We start from the raw sequence: 9,030 nt of genomic DNA on the forward strand, positions 1-9,030 counted from the left end.
CCCACCCGCCCGCCGACGTCGGTGTACGGCGGCATGGAGACCAAGGTCCTCGACACGCCGCGTTCGGTGGTGCAGATCAACGCCGAGCAGTTGGCCAACGACTCGATCCGCAGCGCCGATGACCTGGTCAAATACGCCCCCGGTATCACCCGGGGCGGCGGCCAGAACGCCGGCATCGCCCCGCAGTTTCGCGCCCAGGGCTCCGAGGTGTTCCAGGACGGCCAGCGCGGTTACGGCGTGCGCCACCCGGCGAACTTCAACGCCTACGAAGGCGCCGACATCGTCGCCGGGCCGTCGTCGGTCACCTACGGTTCGGTGTCCGGCAGCGGCGGCTATGTGAACTACCTGAGCAAGAAACCCGACTTCAATGAGTTCAAGACCAAGCTCAGCGGTGAGCTGGGCTCGTGGATACCGGACGGCACGTCCCGCAGTTGCAACAAATTCAGCATCGACAATACCGGGCCACTGAGCGACAACCTGGCCTACCGCCTGAGCATCACCAAGCAGCGCCAGCAGGACTTCTACGACAACGTCGACAACAATTTCGACGCGTTCTACGGCGCCCTCGCCTGGCGCAACGACAACGTGCGGGTGGACTGGAACGCCAGCTACGACAACTACTACGACTACAACATCACCCACGGCTGGAACCGCGCCACCCAGGACCTGGTGGACAACGGCAAGTACTACGCCGGGCGCGCCACGCCGATTATCCAGAACGGCAACACCCTGTGGTCGCCGGTGCTGGCCTCTGGCGCCGCCGATGCGCCAACCCTCGGCTGGGTCAAGCGCCAGCGCAATGCCCAGGGCCAATACAGCGTGGTGGACGGCAGCTTCCAGACCGCCTCGCCCAACACCCAGAGCAACCCCGGCAGCCTGCGGGGCTGGGTGTATGACCCGACGCTGGCGGGCAACGGCGAACGCTCGCTGTCCTCGCAAACCGGGCAACGCAAGGAAGACGAAAGCAGCTCCCGGCGCTTTACCACGCAACTGCGCGTCGAGGCCGACTTGTCGCCCACCATCACGCTGGCCAACAGCACGTTCTACGAACGCTCCAAGGACATCACCGACGCCGTGGGTTCGTTCCAGGTGCAGTCCAAAGACAACATCTTCGACAACCGCTTCGAATTCCGCTCGCGCAATGAAACCCGCCTGGGCGGCTGGACCCTGCGGGATGACAGCAACACCGGCCTGATCTATCGCCGCGAATTCAACCAATCGATTGCGGCCAATAACAGCTTCGGCTCCACCATCAACGCCTATGACCTGACCCAGAACCCCTCGGGCAAGAACCCCGGCGACCTGCTGGGCCTTACCGGTGCCAACCCCGCCGGCGGCAATGGCGCATGGATCGGCCAGCCCGGCGTGCCGCAGTATTCCAACTACTACGGCTGGCTGAACCTGCCGCCGATGTACCCGGCCGGGCACGGGCTCTACGCCGAGTCTGTAGCGCCCTACACCGCCGAAAGCACCTGGACCACCAAGACCCTGTTCAGCCAGCACAACCTCAAGTACGGCGACTACTTCGGCCTGAACATCGGTGCCAGCCGCAGCTGGATCGAGGCCGAGATCGACAACCCGTTCGTGCTCGCCGGCGGCAACCCGCGCAAGGACAGCGACAACTACCGGCTGTTCGCGTTCCAGGTCAGCCCCTACGTCAAGCCCACGGAAAACACCACGCTGTATTACACCTTCGATCGCTCGCTGGCGGTCAACACCGGGTTCTTCTCCAACGGCCTGGGCTGGGGCAGCGGCAGTGGCGCCAACCAGCTCAACCCGTTGGCGTTCCAAAGCCTGAGCGTGTTGCACGAAGTGGGCGTGAAGGTCGAAGCGGTGCCCAACCAATTGTTCATGACCCTGGCCGCGTTCAAGCAGGCTCGGGACCAGGCGCCAGACAGCAACAACAGCATCGCGCGGCTGGTGATCAAGGGCGTGGAAGCCACCGTGCGCTATCAGCCGGATGACCACCTGCGCAGCGGCCTGAACCTGTCCAAGCTCAATGCCTACAACGAATTCACCTCCCAGGCGGGATTTGCATCGGCCGGGTTCGTGCCCGACAACGGCACGGTGTTCGGCGATAACAACAGCCTCAACCAGCGACCTTCCGGGCGTTTCGACGCGGTGCAGATTCCCGAATACACCGCCAGTGGCTACGTCGACTACCGCTTCGACTCGGGTTTTGGCGCCGAGCTGTCCGGCTGGTGGACCAGCAACTGGTACCTGAACCTGAGCAAGACCGTAAAGATCCCCAACGAATACAACCTCGACCTTGCCGTGTACTACCGCCAGCCGCAGTGGAGCACCACCTTGCGCGTGCTGAACCTGACCAACGAACTGAACTTCGTCAGCGGCCTGGCCGGCTCCACCAACACCTTCCTGCAACCGATGCCGGGCCGCACCTTGCTGGCCCAGGTCGACTACCAGTTCTAACCCTCAAAGGAGCCCCAGCATGTCCATTGAATTTGTCGGCATGATCTTCCCTCGCCAATGGTCCGAGACCCGTGGCGTGCGCAGCCCGGATTTCGACCTCGACTTTATCCGCCACCACGCCCGCGCCCATGAACACGCAGGCTTTGACCGGGTACTGATCGCCAGCGGGCCCGGCAGCGCCGACAGCCTGCAAATCGCCGCCTACGCGGCGGCGCACACCGAGCGCCTGGGCTTCATGATCGCCCACCGCCCGGGGCTGACTGCGCCGACGGTCGCAGCCCGCGCGTTTGCCACGCTGGACCACACCACCGGCGGCGGGCGCATTCGCCTGCATGCCATCACCGGCATCACCGCCGAACCCCAGGAAGGCGACTTCCTGCTGGACAAGACCGAGCGCTACCAACGCACCGACGAATACCTGGAGATCGTGCGGCGCACCTGGACCGCCGAGGAGCCTTTCGACTTCGAGGGGAAGTACTTCAACATCAAGGGCGCGTTTTCCCCGGTCAAGCCGCTGCAACAGCCACACATTCCGATTTCGTTTGGCGGGTCGTCGGACATTGCCTACCAGATTGCGGTCAAGCATGCGGACCTGTATGCGCTGTGGGGCGAACCGTTGAGCGGTGTGGCGGAGCAGATTGCCAAGCTCAAGGCGGCGGCCAGTGCGGCGGGTGTACAGGCGCCAAGGGTGAGTTTGTCGGTGCGCCTGATTTTGGGCGCGACCGAGGAACTGGCCTGGCAACGGGCCGAGCAGATTCTGGAGCAGATCAAGGCCAACCCGCAGTTCGCGGCGGGCAGCCCGTGGCAGAAGCGGATCAAGGGAACGGGATCGGAACGGTTGCTGGCAGCGGCGGCTTTAGGCGATCGGCATGACCGCGCGTTGTGGATGCCGACGGCGACGGCCGTTGGGGCGTATGGCGACACCACGGCATTGGTGGGCACACCGGAGACCGTGGCCCAGGCGCTGCTGGATTATGTGGATCTGGGGGTCACGACGTTTTTGAACCGGGGGTACGACCCGCTGTATGACACCGTGGATTATGGGCGGTGGATCATCCCGGCGGTGCGCGAAGAGGCTCGGCGCCGCAAGGCCGCGTAAAGGCGGCCTCCGCTATCGCCGGCAAGCCGGCTCCTACAGGTGTGCGCCTTTTACCGTAGGCGCCGGCTTGCCGGCGATCACTGCGCAGCAGTGCCAATCAGCCCAGCGATGGCGAATGCTCAAGCAACGTCTGCGTATACGCCGCCTGCGGCTGATCCAGCACGCTATCCACCGCGCCCTGCTCCACCACCCGCCCGACCTTCAGCACCAACACCCGGTCGGCAATCGCCCGCACCACGCCCAGGTCATGGGTGACGAACAGCAACGTCAACCCGTCCCGCTGCAACTGGCGCAGCAAATCCAGAATCGACGCCTGCACCGAGACGTCCAGCGCCGAGGTGATTTCATCGCAGATCAGCAGCTTCGGTTCGCACAGCAATGCCCGGGCAATTGCCACGCGCTGGCGCTCACCGCCGGACAGGCTATGGGGATACAACTCGCCCACCGAAGCCGGCAGCGACACCCGCTTGAGCACCGCCTCCACCCGCTCACGCGCGGCACTGCCTTTAACCGCAAAGAAGTGCTCCAGCGGTGCGCTCAAGGTCTGGTACACCGTCTGCCGGGGATTCAATGCCCGGTACGGGTTCTGGAAGATGTACTGAATCTGGTGCCGCAAGCCCGCCTCGCGCTGCCGTGCCTGTAACGGCAGCGGTTGCCCCGCGTAACGCAGCTCGCCTTCGGCATTCTCCCCCAACCCGGCAACGGCCCGCGCCAGGCTGGTCTTGCCGGAACCGGACTCGCCCACCAGCGCCAGGCACTCCCCCGGCAGCAATTGCAGGGACACGTCAAACAGCACCTGGCGGTCATACGCCACGTTCAACCCGCTGATCTCCAGCAAGGCCTTGTCGGTGCGCGCGTCCATCGCTGCAATCGGCGCCAGGGCGATGCGCTGCAACGGCTGACCATGGGGTGCAAGACACGCCACTTCATGTCCTGGCGACAGCGTCTGCAATAGCGGTTCCTGCTGCGAACACCCTGCCCGAAAACGCTCGCACCGCGGCCCGAAGCCACAGCCTTGAGGCCGCTGCCCAGGCGCGGGGGCATGCCCGCCAATCGCCCGTAATTCAAGGCGCCCGGCCACATCGGGAATCGCCGCCAACAAGCCCCGGGTGTAGGGATGGGATGGCCGACTGAACAAGGCGTCCCGAGTAGCCGTTTCAACAATCCGCCCGGCGTACATCACCATCACCCGGTCCACCAGGTCCTTGATCACCGCCAGGTCATGGGACACATACACCGCCGCCACGCCCTGGCTTTTGCACAAGCGGCGCAAGGTGGTGAGGATATGCGCCTGGGTGGTGACGTCCAGGGCGGTGGTCGGTTCGTCCAGCACGATCAGCCGCGGTTGCAGCACAAACGCCAGGGCCAGCATCACTCGCTGTTGCTGGCCGCCGGATAGTTGATGAGGGAAACGGCGCAAGAACTGCGGGTCATCCGGCAAACCAACATCACGCAAGGTTTCAATGATGCGCTGTCGCTGCGCCGCCTTGTCCAGGCGCAGTTGATGCACCGCCAGGGTTTCATCCAACAGGCTGCCAATGCGCAGCGCCGGGTTGAGCGCCGTGGCCGGGTCCTGGGCGACATAGCCGATCAGGCTGCCACGGGCACGGCGCAACGCTTCACCTTCCAGGCCCAATAACGCCTGGCCCGCGACATGCACCTGGCCACCGACAATCTGTGCGCCGCGTCGGGCATGGGCCAGCAGCGCGGTAGCCAAGGTGGTCTTGCCGGACCCCGACTCACCCACCAGCCCGAGGATTTCCCCGGCTTCCAGGCTGAAGGACACGCCGGACAACACGTCCACCTGCCCCGCCAATTCAACCCGCAAGCCACTGACCTGCAGCACCGTCGTCGTCATCTGCGCGATTGCATTCATGGCTGTTTTTCTCCCAGGCGTGCGCTGCTGCGGCCGATGCCTTCAGCGATGATATTGGTGCCATAGGCAAACACGCCGATCAGCACAGCGGGGGCCAACACCGCCCAGGGCTGCACCAGCAACCCGGCCTGGTTTTCATTGATCATCAAGCCCCAGTCCGCCGTCGGCGGCGCCACGCCATAACCGAGGAAGCTCAGGCCCGAGAGCATGCCCACCCCCCAGGTCAGCATGTTGCCAAAGTGCACCAGCAACGGCGTAAGGATGTTCGGCAGGATCTCCTTGAACAGGATCCGCCGCCGCGAGTAGCCCATCATCTGCGCGGCCTCGACAAACTCCTGCCCCGCCACTGCCACCGCGCTGGCCCGCGCCAGGCGGATCACCCCCGGGATAAACGCAATCGACACCGTGAGCACGATCAACCACGGCGCGCGGCCGAGCATCGAGACAATCAACAACACCAGGATCAGGTCGGGAAACGCCAGGGACACGTCCGCCAGCCAGGTGATCAACTGGTCCAGGCGCCGCCGCGACAGCCCCGCGAGCAAGCCGAGGGTGCTGCCGACGGCCAGGGCAATGCTCGCCGCCGCCACGGACATCCACAGCACCGAGAGGCCGCCGCTGAGCAGCCGCGACAACACGTCATGCCCCAGGAAGTCATACCCGAGCAGCGCCCACCCCGTGGGCGCGCCGTACACCGGCCCGACCATGTCCGTCGAGCCATGGGGCGCCAGCAACGGACCGAACAGCGCCACGGCAATGACCAGCAAGGTGATCAGCGCGCCCTTGCGGGTTTGCGGTTCGGCCAGCCAGCGGGAAATTCGCGTCTTGCTCATGCATCACCTCGGGAGCGCCGCCACCACGGGGTGATGCCCCGGCGGTTGCGCGAAATCAGGGTCACGCGACGGGCCGTGCGCAGCTTGGGCGTGAGCAGCACCGTCAACAGGTCGGCCAACAGGTTGATCAGCACCACCGCCAGGGTGATCACCAGCACGATGGCCTGGATCATCGGCAAGTCGCGCATCTGGATCGCCGCGTTGAGGGCGGTGCCGATGCCGGGGTAACTGAAGATCACTTCGGCCAGCACTGCGCCGCCGATCAGCGTGCGCAAGGTCAGCGCCACGCCCTGGATCGCCGGGACCAGCGCGTTGGGCAAGGTATGCCGCCACACGATCCGCCAATGGGGAATGCCCCGCAGCCGTGCGGCGATCACGTAGTCGGACTCCAGCGCGTCGATCATCGCGGCGCGCACCATGCGCGTGAGGTACGGCAGCGCCGACAGGCTCAGGGCCAGAACCGGCAGCACCAGGAACGGCAACTGGCGCCACAGCGACTGATCCGGGTCGAGGATCGACACCGCCGGCAACCAGTCCATATGCGGCATGGAAAACAGCAGCACCAGGCCGATGGCCAACAGAAAGCCCGGCGTGGCCTTGAGGAAAATCAGCAACGACAGGCTCCAGCGATCGAGGTGGCTGTCGCGGCGCAGCGCCAGGTACACGCCGAGGCCCAGCGCCGCCGGCACCACCACGGCGATCACCCCGGCGAGCAACGCCAGGGTGTAGCCGAAACGCCCCCACAGGATGCTGCCGACCGGCGCGTTGGAATCCAGTGACACCCCGAGGTCGCCACTCAGGGCCGAGCCGAGCCAACGCAGGTATTGGCGCAGGATCGGTTGGTCCAACCCCAGTTGGTGTTGCAGGGTGAGGATGCTCTCCAGTGGCGCGTCGGGGCCGAGGATCACCCGGGCCGGGTCCGATGGCAGCGCCTGGGTGGCGATAAACACAACCAGGCTGATCACCCAGGCGGTAAGCAGGCCGTAGCCCAGGCGGCCGATAAACCATGACAACCAGGCCGGCGTTCGCAAGGGTTTAGACATGGTTCAACCACAGCTCGTCAAAGCGCCAGGAGGCGAAGGTGGTCTGTTCCGGCGTGAGGCCGCCGACCCGCACCGAGGCGGCGTCCAGCACATCGTTGAAACCCCAGATCAGCAGGCCGCCGCGTTCGTGTTGAATCTGCTGGGCCTCGTGCACCAGGCCTTTGCGCAATTGCACATCCGGCTGGGCCAGGGCCTGGCGATACAGCGCATCGAAACGCTGGTCATGGAAGTTGCTGCGGTTGTAGATCGCCAAGGGCGCGTCGTTGTGCAACGCCGATGCGAGGAAGCCACGGGCCGGGGTCGAACCCGGTGAGAGTTGCCACTGCTCGCGCTGCGGGCCGTTGAATACCGCGCCGTCGACCTGGGTCACGCGAACCTCCACGCCAGCCTTCTTCGCCTGTTGCGCAAACGCCAAAGCGGCATTCACGCCGGCGCCTGACGGGGTCGTCAGCTCCACCCGCAGATCGGTCTGCCCGGCCTGGCGCAGCAGCGAGCGCGCTTGCTCAAGGTCATGGGGGCGCTGCGCAATGTCGTGGTTGTAGGTGGGGTCGTGGGGCGAATACAGGTCATTGGCGATGCGCCCGAAACCGTTGAGGCCCCGGTCCACCAACTCTTGCCGATCAGCCAGCAAGCGAAACGCCTGGCGCACCCGTACGTCGTCAAACGGCGGCTTGGCCAGGTTCAGGTTGAAGCCGGTAAACGAGGTGCTGGGCGACACGCACAGCGACAGGCGCGAGTCGGCCTTGAGCAGCGCGCTGTGCTCGGCCTGCACGCCGCTGGCGACATCGATCTGCCCGGCACGCAATGCGGCCACCCGCGAGACCTGGTCCTTGAATTCGATGATTTCCAGTTCGTCGGCATAAGGCTGGCCGGGTTTGTAGTAATTCTCGAACCGGCTGTAGAGCGAGCGCTGGCCGGGCACGAAGCGCTTGAGTTTGTAGGGGCCGGCGCCCACCGGATTGGTGATTGGGTCGTAGTCGGTGGGGACGATGCCACCGAAGCTGATCAGGGTTTCATCCAGCGGGAAAAAGCTCTGGCCCTCCTTGAAACGGATTTCGATGGTGCGCTCATCCAGCTTGCGCAGCGCATTGCGGTCGATGGCGCCCACCAGTCCGGCAAACGGCGAGGCAAGTTTCGGATCGGTGAGGCAAGTTTCGGATCGGTGAGGCGCAGCAGCGAGAACAGCATGTCGTCGGCGCCGATGGTCTTGCCGTGGTGGAACTCCAGGCCCGGCTTGATGCGGATGGTCCAGGCGCTGGCATCGGCGTTCGGCTCGGCGAACTCGGCCAGGGCCAGGCGGGTACTGACGTCGGTGTTCCATTCCCAGAACTTGCTGTACAGCGCCCAGCCGCGAATGATCCCGCCGCCCACCGGTTTGTGGGCATCGAGGTTGCCGGACTGGTCGCCGTCGATAATGCCGATGCGCAGGCGTCCGCCGGTGGTCGGTGTGGTCGACAACACCGCAGTCGGCGCCGCCCCGCTGTCACAACCACCCAGCAGCAAGCCGCCGCCGATGGCCAGGCTGTTGCCGAGAAACACTCGGCGGGAAAATCCTTCGCTCATCAGCTACGCCTCTTGCTGCTGCACGGCGTTCAGACGCGGCACATCAAAACCATGGTCCAGGTCGAGCAACGGGAACAGCAGGTCTGCCACCCGGTGCGCCTCATCGATCAGCGGGAAACCCGACAGGATGAACGCCGAGGTGCCCTGGGCTTCGTACTCACGGATACGCTCGGCCACCTGTTCGGC

Annotated in this window: 5 protein-coding genes and 2 pseudogenes; 2 read left to right on the forward strand and 5 right to left on the reverse strand. The window is 65.1% G+C overall.

What is annotated here, in order from left to right; all coding sequences use genetic code 11:
- Positions 1-2,430 (forward strand): TonB-dependent receptor plug domain-containing protein (locus tag HX873_RS13860; RefSeq protein WP_177122805.1); only part of this gene is annotated, 2,430 nt, incomplete at its 5' end.
- Between the two features lie 19 nt (positions 2,431-2,449).
- Positions 2,450-3,529: an LLM class flavin-dependent oxidoreductase gene (locus HX873_RS13865; RefSeq protein WP_010171267.1), complete on the forward strand. Its 1,080-nt coding sequence runs from the start codon at positions 2,450-2,452 to the stop codon at positions 3,527-3,529.
- Between the two features lie 97 nt (positions 3,530-3,626).
- On the opposite strand, the gene HX873_RS13870 is transcribed toward HX873_RS13865, so the two are convergent.
- The 5 genes and pseudogenes from HX873_RS13870 to HX873_RS13890 form a co-directional block, all read right to left on the reverse strand.
- Positions 3,627-5,405, reverse strand: a complete 1,779-nt coding sequence (locus tag HX873_RS13870) for an ABC transporter ATP-binding protein (protein WP_177122806.1) — start codon at positions 5,403-5,405, stop codon at positions 3,627-3,629.
- Positions 5,402-6,238 (reverse strand): ABC transporter permease, encoded by an 837-nt coding sequence (locus HX873_RS13875; RefSeq protein WP_177122807.1) that lies wholly within the window; start codon positions 6,236-6,238, stop codon positions 5,402-5,404. The genes HX873_RS13870 and HX873_RS13875 overlap by 4 nt, the downstream gene beginning before the upstream one ends.
- Positions 6,235-7,281, reverse strand: coding sequence for an ABC transporter permease (locus tag HX873_RS13880; RefSeq protein WP_087693865.1), 1,047 nt, complete (start codon positions 7,279-7,281; stop codon positions 6,235-6,237). Before HX873_RS13880 ends, HX873_RS13875 begins: the two co-directional genes overlap by 4 nt.
- Positions 7,274-8,844: pseudogene (locus tag HX873_RS13885) on the reverse strand (ABC transporter substrate-binding protein). The gene HX873_RS13880 and the pseudogene HX873_RS13885 overlap by 8 nt, the downstream one beginning before the upstream one ends.
- Positions 8,845-8,847: 3 nt before the next feature.
- Positions 8,848-9,030, reverse strand: a pseudogene (locus HX873_RS13890) (LLM class flavin-dependent oxidoreductase); the annotation flags it as partial.

The organism is Pseudomonas sp. P7758, from assembly GCF_013386485.1.
GTDB lineage: Bacteria > Pseudomonadota > Gammaproteobacteria > Pseudomonadales > Pseudomonadaceae > Aquipseudomonas.